The organism is Trichocoleus sp. FACHB-40, assembly GCF_014695915.1.
Lineage (GTDB): Bacteria > Cyanobacteriota > Cyanobacteriia > Cyanobacteriales > FACHB-T130 > Funiculus > Funiculus sociatus.
The window spans coordinates 35,240-53,379 of the sequence record NZ_JACJPF010000062.1; the positions used below are offsets into that span (position 1 = coordinate 35,240).

Here is an 18,140-nt window from a genome sequence, read left to right on the forward strand (position 1 = left end):
TGGACTGCGATTTGAATATAAAATCTATCAAAATGCCTAAAAAACTATACCAATAGTTAGATTACAGGAACAATAATAAATGACCATATTGAGGACAGCATTGAGAATTTACCCGATAGAGTGATGGTAAGCGATCGCGATCGCTCACCATGACCCATAATCTCAATGACATAATTTAATCTTTAGTTGTTTCGGGCGCAGGTGGCACCGGATCGTAACCGCCGGGGTAGAACGGATGACAGCGCAAGATGCGGCGAATCGCAAGCCAACCGCCGCGCCATACTCCAAATCTCTCTACCGCCTCTATTGCGTACTTAGAACAAGTCGGCTGAAACCTACAAACTGGAGGAAACAGCGGAGAAATCAAAACCCGGTATCCTTTAATTAACCAAATCAGTAATATTTTCATTCTGGCACCTTAATCTAATAGATTGGTAATAGAGCTTTTTCCCCTTTGAATAAAGTCTTTGTTGAACTCTGTGTCTTCGTTAGAATCATTCCCACAGCTATGGCTCCAAATTGCCTTAATTGGAGTCTGTCTTGGCGTTATTGTACTACTAGCAGAGGGACTACATCGGTATACCTCGACAGATCCGGAACGGGTGCGGAAGGTAGTACACATTGGTACTGGCAATGTGATTTTGCTTGCCTGGTGGCTGAATATTCCCGCTTGGGTAGGTATTACGGCTTCGATTCTAGCGAGTAGCGTTGCCCTTTTATCATACAAATTCCCAATCCTTCCAGGGATTAACAGTGTTGGGCGCAAGAGTTGGGGAACATTTTGCTACGCCCTTAGTATTGGGATTTTAGTTGCTTGGTTCTGGTCTATAAACCAACCCGAATATGCGGCGCTGGGAATTTTAGTAATGACTTGGGGGGATGGGCTGGCAGCACTGATTGGGCAGAAATTTGGTAAGCATCCCTATCAATTTGGGGGGAGCAAAAAAAGTTGGGAAGGCTCTTCTACAATGTTTTTGGTTAGCTATGCAGTCAGTAGCTTGATTTTACTCGGCGTTCATGGCAATATCTGGCAAAGTTGGGCGGTGCCATTGGCAGTTGCCATAGCTGCTACTGCCTTAGAAGCATTTTCCTGGTACGGTATTGATAATTTGACAGTTCCTGTAGGCAGTGCAGCGATCGCATTTTTCTTGACTGGGTTGCTGCTAACCTGAAAATATTGTCTCAGCTTATAGTTACAACATCGCCTCCGCCAAATCACTATTTAAACCTTTCAACTTTTCTTGAAAAAACTCGGTTTCTCCCAGAAACCGGGTTTTTTAATGGTCGAGTTTTTCTCAATACGGTTTAGGTTTACTTAAAATCCAAACCTTGGGATTTGTTGGGAAAGAGGATGCAGAACCCAGTACCCATAAGCATTGGTTGAGTTACACTTGGGTACTGCTACGCCAAAGCAAGCTAGATACTATTCCCTAAAAACCTTCTTAAGTAAACCTCAAATTTATTTCTTTTGCCTGTTTAATTATTCAAAGCTTATGTATATAGACTTATTTTTAATGCCATTAATAAGCAATTTGTATATTTAATTACCGTTTACTCTAAAGTATTTACTACCATTGATAGATTAAAAATAGACAATATCCTTTCCACTGGCAGATTCCCGATAAAGGCTTATTAGTACAAAATTAAGCATTAACACAATACAAAGCTGTCATAAATTTAACTTGCATATTAAATTGCTTGCGAGAGCAATTATTAGCGAATAGTCATGGGCTAGATTCTTCCCCTGTGCTAATTGCTTAAATCTTCTTATGTGCAAATTAGATAAACAGCAACTTATCTATCTATTATTAGCAGCACATCAAATGACTTTTTTTAATTCCACAGTACCGCCTCTGCGCCGCAAACAAAAAAATCTTGATTTTCAGGATCTCCAAGGCCTTTGGCGTATTCATTTGCAGATCGGAAACACTACGCTTTATTCCACGTTTTATACTCGGATCGACCAAGCTTGCATTTTCTGGGGTTTGATATCAGCCGCGATTTTTTTCACCGCCCACTTTTTCCCTTTGAGTTGGAATATTCAAGCTGCTTTGTGGTCAGCGCTGACTCTGATTGGTACTACTGTAATGGTAGTATGGACGCGCTTTTGGGTTAAGGTGGAGCAGGTTAGCTGGGTGCTGTATTGCTGGGTAATTTTAATGTTAGTGGGGCTTGTCCTGACTGACTTGGGTATTTTCTTGGGCTGGGGGAATGTTTTGATGCGCCTGTGTCCGTTGTGGCTGGGGTTGAGCGCTTTTGGCTATTTCTTGACTGGTTTAGGGGTGCGATCGCGTGCTATCCTTCTGGCTGGAATTGTTCACCTGCTATGTATATTTCTCCTTCCCTACTTTTGTGGTTGGGAGTTTCTGATCGCTGGAGGCGTGATGGTGATTAGCTTGTTAATCTTAGCTGAATTTCAGTGGGATATGCGGTCGCCTATTAGTTACGATGCGTTGACCCTAGAACAAAAACAATTCAATCAACAGCAACATCAGCTACGCCGAATGATTGTTTAGAAATATTTCAATAAAATTTGGTGGAGAAGAAACGCTTTTCCCCACCAAATTATTTATTATTGACCACACGACGACAGAAAAAGACATTCGCTTGACTACCAATCAGCCCTTCTAGTTTCTTTTAAGGGGTCGCCTGAAAAAGGCTGCACTCCAGTCACAGGATAAGCATCGTCACTTGGGCCAAAGATGCGGGCAATCGCTTCGGAAAAATACTGGGTGATACTATCCATCATTCGGGTAATACCCATATACTTACTCTCCCGGTTTGTTTTTAGACTTGAAATGTAAATTAGCTTTCTATACTTACCATTATGAGTAGTTTTGGATTATTGACGTTTATTTGCAATACTTGTTTGATTAGGTTTGCAATACTTTGCTTGTCGTTGATAAAAGCTGTGCGTTTCATTAAAACTTTTACAAGTTTTTTAAACTTACTTATATTTTCAACAATTTACTTTAAAAGTTATGACTTTTAAAGTAAATTGCTCCTGTTATGGAGAGCATCCAGCTTTCTTCAGCGCCGCGCAGTTAGAGTTTTATGCGATCGCTCTTTATTTGTCTATTTTAAATAAAAATACTATTAAGAATAGTATACAAAGGAGATAAGTAGCCCTAAGAGGTCATGTAACCTACCTGATACATCTATCTTCTTTAAGAGATTATCAAAATACCTTGGCAGTATTTTGGTGAATAGCACTATAATCGTAGAAACTATTCTTGCCAAGGTAGCAAGATTATGAAAATTTCCCTTGACGGACTTGCAAAGCACCCGAACCCTCTTCATGAGCAGGTTAGGGCAGAAGATCGGGAACTGGCGATCGCGCCTGAAGATTATAGCCTCCTGACCGACCTCTACCAGCTGACGATGGCAGCTTGCTACACAGGCGAAGGTTTGGAGCAAAGGCGCGCCAGCTTTGAGCTGTTTGTGCGGCGGCTACCAAACGGCTTTGGCTATTTGATTGCGATGGGGCTGGCGCAGGCGCTAGACTACCTGGAGAAATTCCGCTTTACACCAAGTCAGCTGGAGGCTTTGCAGGCAACAGGGATTTTTGCACAAGCACCAGCGCGATTTTGGTCGCTGCTGGAGGAAGGTCGCTTCACAGGCGATGTGTGGGCAGTTCCAGAGGGAACCGCTGTTTTTGCTAACGAGCCGCTGCTACGGGTGGAAGCACCCTTATGGCAAGCTCAGTTGGTAGAAACCTACCTGCTGAACACCATCAACTATCAGAGTTTGGTGGCGACGCGGGCGGCGCGGATGCGCGATGCGGCTGGGGCGCAAGCGACACTGCTAGAATTCGGGACGCGACGGGCGTTTAGTCCCCAAGCCTCTGTGTGGGCGGCGAGGGCGGCCTTGGCAGCTGGGTTAGATGCCACTTCTAATGTATTGGCAGCGATCAAATTGGGTCAAAAGCCTAGTGGAACGATTGCTCATGCTTTAGTGATGGCGATCGCAGCCACATCTGGAAGCGAACAAGAGGCTTTTAAGGCATTCCACCGATATTTTCCTGGTGCGCCATTGTTGATTGATACATACGATACAGTCGCTGCTGCCCAAGGTTTGGCACAAATGTTAGCAGCAGGGGAAACGCAATTGGCTGGGGTGCGGATAGATTCGGGTGATTTAGTAACTTTATCTAAACAAGTGCGATCGCTTTTACCCGATGTTCCCATCTTTGCCAGTGGCGATTTGGATGAATACGAAATTGCCAGATTGAAAGCAGCTGGCGCTTGCATCGACGGTTATGGACTGGGAACTCGACTGGTTACGGGAACAGCTTTAAATGGGGTTTATAAACTGGTGGAAATTGATGGCATTCCCGTGATGAAAGAATCGAGCGGTAAGATAACTTATCCTGGTCGAAAGCAGATTTTTCGCCGCCATCAGGGAAGTCAGGTTAAAGCAGACAGATTGGGATTGTTGACGGAAAGCCCGAATGGAGAAGAACCTTTGTTGCAGCTGATGGTTAAACAGGGCGAACAGGTGCAGTTACCAGATTTGGCGGAAATTCGAGAACGTACAACTGCATCAGTTGCTAGTTTACCAGCTCTGACGCGATCGCTTGATTCTCCCATTTCTGTATCTGTGGAGATTTCTGAGGCGCTGAGGTTGTTGACTGAAAAAACTCGTCTTGGTTCATCGAAGGAATGAACCGCCTTGGCTATGCTAATGCGCGTTAGCGCTTAGCGCTATATAAACCCAAAGGAAGAAAATGAAGAGAGTTGCTTTGTTTGGTACAAGTGCCGACCCGCCGACATCTGGACATCAGGCGATCCTTAATTGGCTGTCTCAACACTACGATCTGGTGGCGGTGTGGGCATCGGATAATCCGTTTAAGTCTCACCAAACGCCGCTGGAACATCGATCCAGAATGCTACGGTTGCTGATTGAGGAACTTAATTCGACTTGGCACAATATCTGCCTGTTTCAGGAACTCAGCAGCCCAAGAACTCTGGAGACAGTGCAGAAGGCGAGGGCACTTTGGGGAATGTCGGTAGACTTTACAGTAGTAATTGGTTCCGACTTAGTTAGCCAGATGCCGCGTTGGTATAGAGTTGAAGATTGGTTGCGGCAAGTGCAACTGCTGGTAGTACCTAGACCAGGATATCTGATAGAAGACTCTAGTTTAGAGGAACTGCGGCAGATGGGAGCGCACATAGCGATCGCTCACCTTAACGCGCCAGCGGTTTCCTCTACAGCGTATCGTGAGAATGGAAACACCAAAGCCTTGACGACCACCGTCAAAGATTATATCAATAGAGAACGTTTATACGAATGCCAGGACGCGGCTCGAAAAAAATAGCACAACAACCGACATTAGCCGATTTTAAAGTCGGAGTTGATAACGTAATTTTCTCAGTCGATACGGCGCAAAATCGACTGTTAGTTTTGTTAGTAATGCGCCAAGAAGAACCCTTCTCAGGACATTGGTGCTTACCCGGTACTTTAGTCCGTCAAGGAGAATCTTTAGAAGATGCCGCCTATCGAATTTTAGCTGAAAAAATTCGCGTCAAAAACTTGTACTTGGAACAGTTATACACCTTTGGCGGGCCAGGACGCGATCTGAGGGAATGTGATGACAGTTATGGGGTGCGTTATCTATCAGTTAGTTACTTTGCTTTGGTACGGTTTGAAGAAGCTGAATTAATTGCCGATGGCGTTAGTGGTATTGCTTGGTATCCCTTAGAACAAGTGCCGCAACTCGCCTTTGACCACAATAAAATTTTAGAGTATGGTCATCGGCGGTTGCGAAATAAGTTAGAGTATAGCCCAGTTGCATTTGAAGTGTTACCAGAGGTATTTACTTTGAGTGACTTATATCAGCTTTACACGACAGTTTTAGGGGACAATTTTGCAGATTATTCCAACTTTCGCGCCCGGTTGCTGAAGCTAGGTTTTCTTTACGATACTAAAGTAAAAGTGTCGCGTGGTGCCGGTCGTCCAGCAAGTTTGTATCGGTTTGATGCTGAAGCGTTTGCCCCGTTTAAGGATAAGCCTTTGGTGTTTATTTAAATGCCAAGGTATGCAAAGTAATTTAATCTTCTGCCTAAAAAAAGTATGGAACCCGAAGAGACTTTAGATATCCAAGACATTCGTAATGAGATTGATAAAATTGACCAGAAAATTATTGAACTTCTTGGCAAGCGATTTGAATATGTGAAAGCTGCTGCCAAGTTTAAAACCAGTGAAGAAAGTGTAAAAGCCCCAGAACGGCGTAAGGCTATGATGCAGCAAAGACGTGTTTGGGCTGAAGAACAAGGCTTAAATCCTGATGTAATTGAAAAGTTATATCAAGATTTGGTCAGTTATTTTATGAATGAAGAATTACACCATTGGAAATCAAGAAAATAAATAATGTAATATATTCAAATACAGCAAACCTTATTTATATATAAAATCTTCTTTTTCTTCCTCTGCGTTCTCAGCGTCTCTGCGGTTCGTTTTAAAAAAGTAGCTTTCACACATCAAATAGGATGGCTATATATGAAAATTGCGATCGCTCAACTTAACCCCACAATTGGCGACCTCGCCAACAACGCCCAACAAATTCTCAATGCTGCTAAAATTGCCGCTGAGAATAATGTCCGTTTATTGCTAACACCGGAACTTTCTTTGTGCGGTTATCCGCCACGGGATTTGCTATTAAATCCCAGCTTCGTTGAATCAATGGCAAACGTTTTACAGCAATTAGCACAAGATTTACCGCCAAATATCGCTGTTTTAGTGGGAACAGTTGAACCAAATTCAAAAGCGCACGTTGCTGGCGGGAAACCTTTATTTAACAGTATCACCTGGTTAGAAAATGGTCAATTACAGCAAATTTTTCACAAGCGATTGTTACCTACCTACGATGTTTTTGACGAATATCGATATTTTGAACCAGGGCTGCAAGCTAATGCTTTCACCCTCGACAATCTCCACATCGGAGTAACAATTTGCGAAGATTTGTGGAACGATGAGGAATTTTGGGGTAAGCGCAGCTATGCCATAAATCCAATTGTTGATTTAGCTCAATTGGATGTAAATTTTATTGTGAATTTATCAGCTTCACCTTACAGAGTTGGTAAGCACAAGTTGCGAGAATCGATGTTGCGACATAGCGCGTCTCGCTTCAACAAACCAATCGTATATGCTAATCAGGTTGGGGGAAATGATGACTTAATTTTTGATGGGTGCAGTTTCGCTTTAAATCGTACTGGTGAGGTAGTTAGTCGCGCTTTTGCTTTTGAAACAGATTTGGTGTTAATAGAATTTGATGAGGAAAAGCGGGATCTGATCCCCTCCAACTCCTCCTCGTTAAGAGGTGAGGGAGGGATATCGCCTTTACCAGAAACTGAAGATGAGGAAATTTGGGGTGCTTTGGTGTTGGGGGTGCGAGACTATGCGCGTAAGTGCGGCTTTTCTAAAGTAGTTATTGGTTTGAGTGGTGGGATCGACTCGGCATTAGTGGCAGCGATCGCATCCTCTGCATTAGGATCAGAAAATGTATTCGGCATTCTCATGCCTTCTCCCTACAGTTCCGATCATTCTATTAAAGATGCGCTGGAATTAGCCGAAAATCTGGGCATTGCGACTGAAATTCTGCCGATTGGCGATTTAATGACAGGTTACGACAAAACTCTGGAAAAGGTGTTTGCTGACACATCTTTTGGACTTGCCGAGGAGAATATTCAATCGCGGATTCGCGGTAATTTATTGATGGCGATCGCTAATAAGTTTGGCTATCTGCTACTATCTACAGGCAATAAATCAGAAATGGCGGTTGGTTACTGTACGCTTTACGGCGATATGAACGGCGGATTAGCTGTAATTGCTGACGTACCTAAAACTCGCGTCTATTCCCTTTGTAATTGGCTGAATGCTGAGGGACTGGGGACTGGGGACTGGGGACTAGGGACTGGGGAAGAAAAGAATGCTACTCTTTCCTCTATCCGAAAAGAAATTATCCCAACCAATATCATCTTCAAGCCTCCGAGTGCGGAATTAAAACCCGGTCAAGTCGATCAAGATTCTCTGCCGTCTTATGATATTCTGGACGACATTTTGCAACGATTAATTCACGAGTATCAATCATCAGCCCAAATTATCGCCGCCGGACACGATGCAACTGTTGTTAACCGAGTAATGCAGCTGGTAGCGCGTGCGGAATTTAAGCGGCGACAAGCACCTCCGGGAATTAAGATTACAGATCGCGCTTTTGGTACTGGTTGGCGAATGCCAATTGCCAGTCGTTGGGCGGTAAATAATTAAAGACTTCAAAGCCAAGAAAGTAGACAGGCATCTTGCCTGTCTACGGTTTATTGTTTTACGAGTTTTAAACGCGATCGCTGCTCCCAAACCTTCTTTATCTGAGATTTTTTCAAACTTTGCAAGCGCGATCGCAACTGTTTTAAATTCGGTGTCTCTCTGCCATAACGCCATTGGACATATGCCTGAGAAATTTCGTTGATGACTTCGGCTTTGTCGGGTGAATGGTGTTGACGTGCTTGATAGGCATACTCTAGGGGAGTGTGTGCTGGGTGCTTGGCATATCCTTGGATACTCAACTCCTTAAGCATTTGCTGGTAGATACTTTCCATCGGCGGCAACTTACCCAGCCAGAGACGGTAACGCAATGCTTGCAACCTGTTCCAAGCCAGCCAACCCAGGAACCCCAGGCAAATTGCCAAGATAATACCAGTAAACAATCCCACCCAGCCATTGGAAAGCAGCGCCCAGAGCCAGATTATCGCCCCAATCAGCCAAATGATAATGGCACCGAATACGTTATTTAACCAACTTGATACAGGTGAAGGCAACCACCCAGCAACCCACTTCCAGAACTGGCGCAACACGCTAAAGGTTTGGTCTTCTTCAACTGAGGGGGGAATTAAGGGATTACCGGGAATCGGATCGAAGGCAAACCAGCCGTAGTCGGGAAAATACACTTCTGTCATCGCGTAAGCGTCGGTGTTGCGGACGACATAGAAGCCAGTGAAGGGATTGAACTCCCCTGGTGAAAAGCCTGCTACTAGCCGGGATGGAATGCCAACCGAACGCAACATAATTGTTAAAACGCTGGAGAAGTGGTCAGGATAACCTCCTTTGTGTTTGAAGAGAAATGCTTCTACTAAGTCTTCGTTTTCATCCAAAAAAGGCAAGCCAAAAGGGTCTTGTGGGATGGTGTAGTTTTGTTTGAGATACTGAGCTAAGTAGAGAGCTTTTTCGTAGGGAGATGTGATGGGTTTTCTCGATTTGGCTAATATTTCTTCGGTTAGCTGCCGCACTTTGTCAGAGATTTCTGGAGGAACTTGCAGATAGTAATTGCGGATTCTTTCGGAATAGTTTGTTGATGTTTTCGCCAAAAGAGCGCGATCGCGTACTGGTACTTCAGAAATCACGGTGTAGGTAAATCCTTCTCCCAAACCTGTAGGCGCTCGCAAACCGCTCTCCGTATCCATTGCTACTTCCTGTGTGGGAAAATACAGTTCTTTAGGATAGGATAAGGCGGGAATCAGATTCGGCAGTTCAGACACTATTGTGTAACTCTGAATCACCTGTTTAGTTTTCCCACTGAAGATAACCTGTCTGGGAAGGAAAAATCGGTACGACCAGGCCGGACGTTGCACAGTCTGGGTTTGCTTGTCGCGGGAAATTTCCCAACCCTGACCAGTGTAGCGATCTAACGCCAGCACTCGCCAAAATCCCTCGGCTTGCGATCGCACTCGCATCACCACTTTGGGCTTCATCTCCCCCCGGAGATTCTGGTTAATTTTGCTGCTAAAGCCGTAGTAGAAGGTATCATCCATCTGCCCGGCGCCCCTTTCTCGGTTTTGTCCGCCGCCTCCACCTCTACCTTGTTTACCTTGTCTGGCGTAACCAGGGTTAACTATGGCGCGGCCGTTACTAGAAAAATTTTGTTGTTCTAAACCTTGAGGCCCGCTAACTGGAAATGTTTGTAGTTGATAGCCAGGAAACCGGGGCATCAATGCAAAAATAGTTAGTCCCAGCCCGACAATTAAAGTAAAAAGTAAAAAGTAAAACTTGAAAGTGTTTTTAATTTCTTGGGGATTTTGTTTAACTTTTGTCTTTTTACTTTTGCCTTCAAGTAGACCTAACCGAGAGCGATAATCTAGCACCAAAACAGGCAGCGCTACACCCAAAAACAACAGCAAAATTGGTGCAAAGGTTAATGTTTGGCTGACTGTAGCAGCAACGCCCAACAAAATCAGCCCAATCACCATCGAATAACCCAAATCTTTGCGACGCGGGAGGTCAAAGCTGTGCAGCACTTGCAGATGAATTAACAATTCTGCAAGCACCAAGCGTGTATCATTCAAAGCACCAAACAGATTTCTTAGAAAAACTGTTAGTGCTACCACCATCCCAATCGCTATCAAAAATTTTACAGGCACATTGCGATCGCGTCGTCGATAGTAACTCCACGTCGCACCAAGTAGACTCAACGGCACAGCCCATAAACTAATCTGAGTTTCCGCCGCTACATCCGTGGCAATAATCCCCACAACTACGAGTGCCTGCACCAGCACCCGTAGCAGGATTGATTCTTCCGTTTCCGGTTTCGGCGTTGTTTCTAGCCGTTGCCGCACCCGATGCAAAACTGAATTAGTCATTAGTCATTAGTTATTGGTCATTAGTCTATTGTGCTTTGTCCGCTGTCAGTTGTCCGTATGTGTTGCAAGGTTGGAAAGCTGTTAGAACGAGAATCTCTACCCAACGTTTCAACTCGACAACCCTTCAGTGACGATTGACTGCTGACGAATTACTAATGACTACGAACTAATGACTACGAACTAATTGCGATCGCAAAAATCAGCGGTGGTTGATCCACTTCTGACAAGCGAATTTCCAGAGGATAAGTCTGATTAGGTTCTAAATCAAACGATTCTACACTCAGGTAGCCTGGATAGGAACGCTGCGCTGTTGCTTCTGCAACAGCAGTTCGCAGCGTCAAACTGCCGCCACGAGGTAAGCGACTAACAATCCTGCACCTGGGAACCTTACCCTCTACCTGGTATTCTGCCTGGACGCTCATGATCCCCAGAGATGTTTGCCAATGTCGCTCCACAGGCTTCGAGTCGGACGATACTGGCAACGTCAGCGCCTTGATGATTTCTCGAGCCGCCAATAAGGACAGCGCCATCTGTTGGCTATCTGTAGCTTCTTCGTAACGATTGGTGAAAAGCTGCTGCTCTTGGGGAGAACGGGTTGGGTACAGCAACACCATTCCTGCTAACTGGTTTAGTGTCTGGCGTTGTTCTGGAAACAAGGCACTAGCGGCACGCACCAATTTCGCTCCCTGCGCTAGCGGCGACTGCACGACCTCCTGACAGGAATCTAGCAGTTGTGTTAAAACCGTTTCGGGGAGGGTGACAGGCAGACTGAAGTTAGAAAGCTGTGGTATCCACAGGGGAACAGAGCTTTCAGCCTCGCCGTCTAAATAATCGGGTTCGTAGTTGCAAATTTCCGTCTCCCAAGGAAAAAGAGGTGGGTTACGTTCAATTTCAACTTGCAGTTTGCGCTTCAAAAGGGTATGGAAACGATTTTGCACAGTCGGTTTTTCTCCTCCCAAGTTGAGTGGTTGACAGCCTTGGGCCGCTTCATCGAGGTGGTCTAATACTAGGCTCAGGTCTTCTGAGTCTAGGGGATCAGAATAATCCAATTCCATTGCCTCCACAGGATCGCCTTCCAAGTTAGGGTCTTGTGGTGGTTCTGCTGCTGTGGGGTTAGAATCCTTTAGCAGCCATGCTAGGAAGCGGTTATCTATCGCTTCGGAATTGTTATCTAGGTCACTATTCATCTTGAGATGCACTTGCTCCGGATACTGAACGATTGCGAATTTCCCAGGCAAGCTCCAGCAGCTTAAACCATCGCTTTTCGACCTGAGAAACTGTACAATTTAAAGTCTGAGCGATCGCTGCTGGTTCCACTCCCTGTTGCTTTAATCGTAGTAATTCAGCCTGTTGAGCGCTCAAAACTCCTTGAAACACCTGCCATTGCTGGGGTGTTAGACCCAAATTGCGCTCCAAATCCGCTTCTAACCACTGATGCACCAGTTCCCAGCGATGGGAAAGGGCAAACCGAATTAAATGATATTTGAAGCGTTGTTGCAAATAATCCCTCTGGCGGGGAGTCAAACCCAAAATCGCCTCAATTTCCCCGGCGGATAAATCTTTCAGGCGCAGCGTAAAGTAATCGACGCATTCATGCTGCTGGCGGTCTTTGAGATATTTCATCAACTCCTTAACCACCGTTTGGCGCAGGCTCTTTTCCAACGGTTCCGGTTCATGACCTACCATTGCCTCCCGCACCTGATGCACCGTTGCTTCATTCCAAACCGAGTCTGACTCGGTACCGCCTCCCTCCGCCGCCTGCTCCATATCTACGGAAGTTTCCGGAGGTTGCTGTTGCGAAAATGTCTGCGCCCGCAGGATGATTAGTTGCTGAGTGCGATGGCCCGGAAGGGGAATGCGTCGCTTGCCGTAGCGTTCGGCAAAAGCCATGTATTCTGCCAACTCTAAAAGAGTATGGGGACGATACTTGGTAACAATCGCATTCTCGCGGCGAAACGCATTTAAGGATTCCGCATAGAATCCTTGCAAGAAATCTTCAATCAGTACCAGCCGTGCCTGATAGCTCGTTGGCACTTGTGAAGGTGTAATGTAGCGATAGACAATCGCACTCAGAGTAGCGTGTAATTCCACTCTTCCCCGATGTGCGCCCATCTGATAATAGTGAAGACATTGCTTCAAGCGAAGACGAGCCAGCGTCGTCGCCCAAGTTTCCACATCTCCTGAATCTTGGATGCGTTTACTCTCATGACAAATTCGGGCGACTTCACTGGCTATCCGCGCCGCCACCTCACGACAGTTATCCTCCGAGGCTTTTGTTGACTCTCGGAGTTCGTTAAATAGTAGTTTAAAAATTGCCTCCACGCGCTGGTAGATATTCCCCACACTGGCTAAATTGTTACCAAGACCCTAGCATACCCAAACGTCATCCGTTAACAGCACAAGCCCTTAAATTAACAATATGAATTTAGACCAACAGATTCTAGCACTGATTGACAAAGCGCAACTTTATGGTGTACCACCTGAGTGGATTACCCAAATCGCACCCGTTCTCATCGAATATGCGACCGGGTTGCAACATTTAGAGTATTACATTCTCCAAAGCCCAGAATCGGGTTGGTTATTGACAACCCTTAGTAATCGCGCCGAACCCGATGTCCAAAAAAAGGTGATACACGCTTTCTCAACTCTTGAGGACGCTAAGGGTTTCCAGTTAGTGCCAGAGCCTCAAATTGTTGCCCAAAGAGAGCCTGTGACTCACATTTTGTTTGAGACGGTCGGCAGGGAGGTTATAGACAGCACAATTTTCTTTGATACTCCTGGTAATCGTACCACTGGCTATGAAATTTTTCGGGTAAATTTAATAGAGCGGATCAAAGAACATCAGCAAATACACCGACCTTCCCCCAAATCTAACCCCAGAAACTTGCCTCCAGATATTGCTTGAGCAAGGTTTGTTATGGTGAGCTTTATTCATCAATGCTTTGAAGCTTTAACAAATGTAATCAAATGTCCGATTTGTATTAATCGTTTACGCTCGTCTACTTAAAGCCGAGCGTAAATAAACGGAACTAAAAAACCGGGTTTGTAGGGTTCCTGCAATCTCGGTTTAATCATGCTCACCTCCTTAGCCGCTAAAGTTAATTGCTCTTGTAAATGTTTGTAAAAATAGTTTCAGAGGTTCCTGGTAAGTAGAAAAAGTTCTGTAGACGTACTTATTGATTTTGGATATTGGATTTTGCGAAGGTCGGATATATTCCCAAAGCCTCCCATAAGGCAAAATCTCTTTGATATTGTTTTGACGACAGCACTGTTATACTTACCATCGAGTGCTTACGCAGCAGTTTTCAACATCGCCTCAGGCGGGCAGATTTTCGATTTTTCAACATCGGTTTTTACTTTCAGTGTCTCCGGCGAGGGAACCATCACCGACCTGAACGTGAGGTTTTCCGCCCAGCATACTTATGATTCTGACTTGACTGTTTTCTTGCGATCGCCAATTGGAACAGAAATTCAACTGTTTTCGCAGGTGGGTAGCTTTGAGGACAACTTCCAGGATACCCTGCTCGACGACCAAGCAGCGATCGCTATTACCGCGGGGAACGCCCCGTTTATCGGTGCCTACAGACCGAGTAACCCCCTGAGTGCGTTCAATGGGCAGAACCCCAACGGAACCTGGACATTGAGCATTGTTGATGACTTTGCCTCGGAGGATGGCTATTTGTACCAAGCAGGCGACGCAGCACCGTGGGGGACTGCCCTTGGTACGCAGTTGAGTTTTAGTTCTTCTACTCCAGTGCCTTACGAGTTTTCACCAACCTTGGGCATATTGGTGCTGGGCGGTTGGGGCGCGGCGACTCAACTCAAAAAACAACTGCAAAAACGCAAATAATACTTACGCGATAGCAAATTTTTCTAGTTGTTTCTAACAGTATCAAATTCCAAACTACCCAGCACTTACGAATAGTTACTGAAATTAAAAGCCACCCAACTTTAATTAGATTGTTAGCCAGTAATTACACTGAACTTTTCAGGGAAACCCTCTATCTCTCGATAGATTGTCCGGAAGTTCAAACCAGGAAGGGAAAGATGAACCAGGACGTCCTGATTGAACTTTACACTGGGAAATTATCACATGGATATTCGTTCGCTGCCCATATTTTGCAAACTGCAATTAGCCAGTTTGAAGAAAGAGCAGCCGATCCTAGACCGTGAAACAGCTACTCCAGATCGTCAGCCTCAGCAACTTAAACGTCCACTCACTTTCCACAGAAGTTTAGCATTTCTTGGATTAACAGCAATATTAGGACTCAGTGGAGGCACTGCCCCTCAAAGTGCGATTTCTCAAACTAACTTAGTTTCATCAATAGGCAGTAATGTCACCTTTTCCTGTAACGATTCTGAAGCAACAATTCGAGCTAAAAACGGACCTAAAGTCACCTTTGGATCGTCAACCATATACATCGGCTACCAGCAAGTATCAAGTATTAACCAAGACCCGCGAATGGTGCGTTTCGACAATGGTGTAAGAACTTGGTGTAAAACAGACTACGACACAACAGGTGCTGATGGTCGAGGCTACGGTTTACTTTGGAATGGCAGCAGCATTTTATATGCTGCATTCAGCACCGACGGCACACAGGGAACATCCAGCCAAGATTTCCGCCGCTTTGCTACAAATGGTTGGTTAACTACCTATGGAGAAGGTGGGGGTAGAAAAGTGGCAATTCTAGCACGGATAGATCCCAAAACTGGTAACGTTCTCAATGCGACATTTTTATCAGCTTTGCTAAGTAATGGAGAAAGCAATTCTTTAGCTGTAAAAGGCTTCTCTTGGACAGGCACAAACCTTGTCGTTCAGGCAGATTCATATTTTGCTCCTCGACGACCAAATAAAACTGCCATGACTTGCACTGGTTCTTCGCCCTTCCAATACACGGCACAATTCACTAGCGACTTAAGAACTGTGGTGCAGGCTTCAGCACTAGGTTGTTCTTAAATTGGGACTGCCAATTAACGCAATGTGCAATCCCGATTAAAACTCCCCTTAAGAAGGGCGCAAGGGGGATTATTACCTGAGTTTGTCTAGTGTAAATCCCCTCCAAACTCCCTTTTTAAGGCGGATTTCTAAAAGTGGCACCTTAAGCGAATTACTAATTGTTAAAGGTTAATTCCTAATTGGGAGAATAAAAAGTGAACAATTATCTCTTTTTGCCTTTTGCCTTTTGTATTGTGCCTTTTTTAGTTGGAGAAGTGGCACGAGCTGCTACATTTACTGAGATTGGGAATGCTGGCGAATTGCTATCAACAAGCCAGGCTGTAAGTACCCAACCGCCCGGAACACCCCTGACCAGCATCTTAGGCATAATAACGGCAGGTGAAGATATTGACTTGTTCCAAATATACGTAAATGGTGTTAATCCATTTTCAGCTACAACAGTAGGTACTGGGACTACAATTGACACGCAGTTATTCTTGTTTAATTCAGCGGGCATAGGTGTTTTTGGAAACGATGACGATGCAGGTACTCCTCAGTCAACTATTTCTTCCACTTTGTTATCTGCTGGGGTTTACTATTTAGCAATCTCTACTTTTGGAGACTCGCCAATAAGCGCTGGAGGTGAAATTTTTCCTTCACCATTGTTGGGAGTTCAAGGGCCAACTGGTGCTGGAGGTGCGTCGCCACTTAGTGCCTGGTTCAGAGATAGCTTTGATGACAATATTGGCACCTATACTATCAATTTAACCGGGGCTGAGTTTACTACTGGTTCTACTCCTGTTCCCTACGAACCGCATTCAGCACTGGGAGTATTAGCGTTGGGTGTTTGGGGTGCTGTTTCTAGATTTAAAAAAACACGAAAATTAGCCAGAAAATCATGTATGGCGGGCAATACCAGCCAAAGCGGACAACTTGCTAAAAAGCCAGAAAAGCAAGTTTAAATCTATGAAAAAACGTACTGTCAGCGTAGGTAGGTTATTAGGAAACTCAAAGTTATGGTTGTTTGCGATCGCTTTCGGCATAGCTGCGGTTCAAGTAATCTTAACCTGGAAGCTAACTCGCGATAGCGATCGCTTAAGCTTAACTGTCTTGTCTTGGTGTGCTTTATTCTCTTTGCTGTGGAAAAAACGTAATACTTTAAAAGTAGAAAGTGATATTCTTTCTACTTTATTTGGTGTCTTACTGATTGCTATCAGCCTCATCAAAAGCACATCTCTGTTTTGGTTTGAATCTTCATTTATTAAAATAGCTGTAGTATTTTTTGCTTTAGGATTGGGTTTGATAGCATCTGGTTTTAAGGGATTAAAGCAATATTCGCTGGAATTTATTATCGTGTTCCTTCTTGTTATTCCTGAAGAATTGCTTTTACAGCAACTTGAAAATCTAATTAATACCAGCTTACTAGCCGCTAAGTTTTCAACCTTCATGCTTTGGTATTTAGGATTTACAGTTTCTCGCCAAGGCGTAAACGTGATTTTACCCAATGGCGCTATAGAAATATATGCCGGATGTTCTGGATTAAATGCGATGTTCCTACTGTTACGGTTGTCGCTGCTTTTTATTTTAGTATTCCCTACGGAAATTTATAAAAAAATCTTATTACCCATAGGGGCTATTTTATTAGCATTTCTAATCAATGGGATTCGAGTTGCTTTAATGGCGGTTTTGGTAGCATCCTCAAATCAACAAGCATTTGAATACTGGCATGGATCTGAAGGCAACCAAATATTTTCTACAATTTCTATTTTGTTTTTTGGTATTTTGTGCCAATTTTTGCTACATGAAAACAAACCGGAAAATCCAGATAGTATGGAGTTTTAAAAGCAATGATATTGAGCAAAGAACTCCGAGGCATATTACTAGCCATAACTTTTTTCGGAATTATTTTAACGTTTTTAAAGTTAATTTTAAATCCAGAAGCAGGTAATAAAACTGTTAGCTTGTTCGCTTTTCCGCCAACTGTTCCATTAACTGAAGCTCAACTATTGGAAAGTAAACCTCTGAATGATACAGTTAATCAGCTACCTGGACAATACGATTCTGTTATTGCTGGAAGGCGATATCGATATATTAAAAATGGCATTTCTATCAATATAGAGATGCGCTATGTGGTAGGTACTCTGGGAAATATCGATAGCTTGCTGCAAAAACATACTGATGTTAAGCTACCTCGTGGTGAGATGATACAGGCGTTACGCCAACAAAATAAAATGGGCTTTTATAGCCTCTTTGTTTATCGGCATCAAGCTTACTTGAATGCCTGTATTAACCCACGCGGAAACAGTACAGTTACTATGCAACAATTTTTGAAAAATCAGGTTACTTACGACTTACAAATAAGACGTTTGATGCCTTGGTTATTAGGTGAAGAAACTTTGCGCGATCGCCGTTGTCTTTGGGCACATTTATCCACGCCTTTAAATGCTACTAATCTTGAGTCTTCCTACCAACTTTTGGAACAAGCTTGGGTTTCCTGGTTTCGCTGGTGGAAACCGCGTTTTCCCAAACAATAGAGAGTTTTGAGTAATAACAATTTAGAAAAAAGTTTTACTTCT

At 44.2% G+C, this 18,140-nt stretch carries 18 protein-coding genes; 13 read left to right on the forward strand and 5 right to left on the reverse strand.

Going from position 1 to position 18,140, the window contains the following annotated elements; genetic code table 11:
• Positions 1-175: 175 nt before the first annotated feature.
• Positions 176-409, reverse strand: coding sequence for a membrane protein insertion efficiency factor YidD (yidD, locus tag H6F63_RS14560; protein ID WP_190418206.1), 234 nt, complete (start codon positions 407-409; stop codon positions 176-178).
• Positions 410-467: 58 nt separating this feature from the next.
• On the opposite strand from yidD, the gene H6F63_RS14565 reads away from it, so the two are divergent.
• Positions 468-1,172, forward strand: a complete 705-nt coding sequence (locus H6F63_RS14565; RefSeq protein ID WP_190638338.1) for a phosphatidate cytidylyltransferase — start codon at positions 468-470, stop codon at positions 1,170-1,172.
• Between the two features lie 651 nt (positions 1,173-1,823).
• Positions 1,824-2,516 (forward strand): hypothetical protein, encoded by a 693-nt coding sequence (locus tag H6F63_RS14570; protein ID WP_190638339.1) that lies wholly within the window; start codon positions 1,824-1,826, stop codon positions 2,514-2,516.
• Positions 2,517-2,611: 95 nt separating this feature from the next.
• On the opposite strand, the gene H6F63_RS14575 is transcribed toward H6F63_RS14570, so the two are convergent.
• A complete protein-coding gene (locus H6F63_RS14575) occupies positions 2,612-2,764 on the reverse strand; it encodes a hypothetical protein (protein WP_190418212.1) in 153 nt (50 codons plus the stop codon).
• Positions 2,765-3,252: 488 nt separating this feature from the next.
• On the opposite strand from H6F63_RS14575, the gene H6F63_RS14580 reads away from it, so the two are divergent.
• From H6F63_RS14580 to H6F63_RS14600, 5 genes are all read left to right on the forward strand, one after another.
• The gene (locus tag H6F63_RS14580; protein WP_190638340.1) at positions 3,253-4,665 is read left to right on the forward strand and encodes a nicotinate phosphoribosyltransferase; all 1,413 of its coding nucleotides are present in this window, start codon (positions 3,253-3,255) and stop codon (positions 4,663-4,665) included.
• A 61-nt stretch (positions 4,666-4,726) separates the two neighbouring features.
• The gene (locus H6F63_RS14585; RefSeq protein ID WP_190638341.1) at positions 4,727-5,317 is read left to right on the forward strand and encodes a nicotinate-nucleotide adenylyltransferase; all 591 of its coding nucleotides are present in this window, start codon (positions 4,727-4,729) and stop codon (positions 5,315-5,317) included.
• A complete protein-coding gene (locus tag H6F63_RS14590) occupies positions 5,290-6,027 on the forward strand; it encodes an NUDIX domain-containing protein (RefSeq protein ID WP_190440713.1) in 738 nt (245 codons plus the stop codon). Before H6F63_RS14585 ends, H6F63_RS14590 begins: the two co-directional genes overlap by 28 nt.
• 45 nt (positions 6,028-6,072) lie before the next feature.
• Complete coding sequence (locus tag H6F63_RS14595) at positions 6,073-6,366, forward strand: isochorismate lyase (RefSeq protein ID WP_190638342.1); 294 nt, start codon at positions 6,073-6,075, stop codon at positions 6,364-6,366.
• A 132-nt stretch (positions 6,367-6,498) separates the two neighbouring features.
• Positions 6,499-8,265, forward strand: a complete 1,767-nt coding sequence (locus tag H6F63_RS14600; RefSeq protein WP_190638343.1) for an NAD+ synthase — start codon at positions 6,499-6,501, stop codon at positions 8,263-8,265.
• A 47-nt stretch (positions 8,266-8,312) separates the two neighbouring features.
• Here H6F63_RS14600 and H6F63_RS14605 read toward each other — a convergent pair whose 3' ends face one another.
• From H6F63_RS14605 to hetZ, 3 genes are all read right to left on the reverse strand, one after another.
• On the reverse strand, positions 8,313-10,628 hold the full coding sequence (locus H6F63_RS14605; RefSeq protein ID WP_190638344.1) for a DUF3488 and DUF4129 domain-containing transglutaminase family protein: 2,316 nt from the start codon (positions 10,626-10,628) through the stop codon (positions 8,313-8,315).
• Positions 10,629-10,801: 173 nt separating this feature from the next.
• On the reverse strand, positions 10,802-11,815 hold the full coding sequence (locus tag H6F63_RS14610) for a hypothetical protein (protein ID WP_190638345.1): 1,014 nt from the start codon (positions 11,813-11,815) through the stop codon (positions 10,802-10,804).
• The gene (gene hetZ, locus H6F63_RS14615) at positions 11,808-12,971 is read right to left on the reverse strand and encodes a heterocyst differentiation protein HetZ (RefSeq protein WP_190418221.1); all 1,164 of its coding nucleotides are present in this window, start codon (positions 12,969-12,971) and stop codon (positions 11,808-11,810) included. Before hetZ ends, H6F63_RS14610 begins: the two co-directional genes overlap by 8 nt.
• A gap of 76 nt (positions 12,972-13,047) precedes the next feature.
• On the opposite strand from hetZ, the gene H6F63_RS14620 reads away from it, so the two are divergent.
• From H6F63_RS14620 to H6F63_RS14645, 6 genes are all read left to right on the forward strand, one after another.
• A complete protein-coding gene (locus H6F63_RS14620; RefSeq protein ID WP_190418223.1) occupies positions 13,048-13,533 on the forward strand; it encodes a hypothetical protein in 486 nt (161 codons plus the stop codon).
• A gap of 351 nt (positions 13,534-13,884) precedes the next feature.
• Positions 13,885-14,478: a proprotein convertase P-domain-containing protein gene (locus H6F63_RS14625; protein ID WP_190638346.1), complete on the forward strand. Its 594-nt coding sequence runs from the start codon at positions 13,885-13,887 to the stop codon at positions 14,476-14,478.
• 243 nt (positions 14,479-14,721) lie between these two features.
• On the forward strand, positions 14,722-15,585 hold the full coding sequence (locus H6F63_RS14630) for a hypothetical protein (RefSeq protein ID WP_199298043.1): 864 nt from the start codon (positions 14,722-14,724) through the stop codon (positions 15,583-15,585).
• Positions 15,586-15,779: 194 nt separating this feature from the next.
• On the forward strand, positions 15,780-16,526 hold the full coding sequence (locus tag H6F63_RS14635; RefSeq protein WP_190638347.1) for a DVUA0089 family protein: 747 nt from the start codon (positions 15,780-15,782) through the stop codon (positions 16,524-16,526).
• Positions 16,527-16,530: 4 nt separating this feature from the next.
• Positions 16,531-17,406: a cyanoexosortase A gene (gene crtA / locus H6F63_RS14640; protein ID WP_190638348.1), complete on the forward strand. Its 876-nt coding sequence runs from the start codon at positions 16,531-16,533 to the stop codon at positions 17,404-17,406.
• A 5-nt stretch (positions 17,407-17,411) separates the two neighbouring features.
• The gene (locus H6F63_RS14645; RefSeq protein ID WP_190638349.1) at positions 17,412-18,098 is read left to right on the forward strand and encodes a cyanoexosortase A system-associated protein; all 687 of its coding nucleotides are present in this window, start codon (positions 17,412-17,414) and stop codon (positions 18,096-18,098) included.
• Positions 18,099-18,140 lie beyond the last annotated feature (42 nt).

Excerpts from the sequence above, each read along its gene's own strand:
- yidD (WP_190418206.1), bottom strand. The coding sequence starts at position 409 with ATGAAAATATTACTGATTTGGTTAATTAAAGGATACCGGGTTTTGATT.
- H6F63_RS14570 (WP_190638339.1), top strand. The coding sequence starts at position 1,824 with ATGACTTTTTTTAATTCCACAGTACCGCCTCTGCGCCGCAAACAAAAA.
- H6F63_RS14575 (WP_190418212.1), bottom strand. The coding sequence starts at position 2,764 with ATGGGTATTACCCGAATGATGGATAGTATCACCCAGTATTTTTCCGAA.
- H6F63_RS14580 (WP_190638340.1), top strand. The coding sequence starts at position 3,253 with ATGAAAATTTCCCTTGACGGACTTGCAAAGCACCCGAACCCTCTTCAT.
- H6F63_RS14585 (WP_190638341.1), top strand. The coding sequence starts at position 4,727 with ATGAAGAGAGTTGCTTTGTTTGGTACAAGTGCCGACCCGCCGACATCT.
- H6F63_RS14590 (WP_190440713.1), top strand. The coding sequence starts at position 5,290 with ATGCCAGGACGCGGCTCGAAAAAAATAGCACAACAACCGACATTAGCC.
- H6F63_RS14595 (WP_190638342.1), top strand. The coding sequence starts at position 6,073 with ATGGAACCCGAAGAGACTTTAGATATCCAAGACATTCGTAATGAGATT.
- H6F63_RS14600 (WP_190638343.1), top strand. The coding sequence starts at position 6,499 with ATGAAAATTGCGATCGCTCAACTTAACCCCACAATTGGCGACCTCGCC.
- H6F63_RS14605 (WP_190638344.1), bottom strand. The coding sequence starts at position 10,628 with ATGACTAATTCAGTTTTGCATCGGGTGCGGCAACGGCTAGAAACAACG.
- H6F63_RS14610 (WP_190638345.1), bottom strand. The coding sequence starts at position 11,815 with ATGAATAGTGACCTAGATAACAATTCCGAAGCGATAGATAACCGCTTC.
- H6F63_RS14620 (WP_190418223.1), top strand. The coding sequence starts at position 13,048 with ATGAATTTAGACCAACAGATTCTAGCACTGATTGACAAAGCGCAACTT.
- H6F63_RS14630 (WP_199298043.1), top strand. The coding sequence starts at position 14,722 with ATGGATATTCGTTCGCTGCCCATATTTTGCAAACTGCAATTAGCCAGT.
- crtA (WP_190638348.1), top strand. The coding sequence starts at position 16,531 with ATGAAAAAACGTACTGTCAGCGTAGGTAGGTTATTAGGAAACTCAAAG.
- H6F63_RS14645 (WP_190638349.1), top strand. The coding sequence starts at position 17,412 with ATGATATTGAGCAAAGAACTCCGAGGCATATTACTAGCCATAACTTTT.